The sequence below is a fragment of the Bartonella sp. AA89HNZF genome (assembly GCF_042196905.1).
GTDB lineage: Bacteria > Pseudomonadota > Alphaproteobacteria > Rhizobiales > Rhizobiaceae > Bartonella.
Genome location: NZ_JBHIRD010000132.1, coordinates 302 through 569, shown reverse-complemented (window position 1 = coordinate 569; position 268 = coordinate 302). Strand labels below are relative to the sequence as shown.

The 268-nt window shown below is 35.4% G+C and carries 1 protein-coding gene; it reads right to left on the bottom strand.

The genetic code is table 11. The features are described from left to right. On the bottom strand, positions 1–268 hold a 268-nt coding region (locus tag ACFIN0_RS10130), incomplete at both ends, for a hypothetical protein (protein WP_375702495.1).

Below are 268 nucleotides of genomic sequence, written 5' to 3'. Positions count from 1 at the left end.
CATTATATGCCCATGCATCACGGCTAGTGATAATACCACAAGAAAAATTTTCAAAAAGTTTTTTACCATGACCTTTTTTATCACCTTTATCACCTATAGCTAAAAAGGCGTTGAAATTGTCATCACGTTGACTAAGCCAATCCCCATGCCTATCTGGTGGAATTATTTGCCAACCTTTTTTGCTCCGTGTAATGCCATCAATGCTCCTAAATTTTTCAATTATTGTTAGCTTTTCTTCTCTATTGAGATAATCTCCAATATCCCGAAA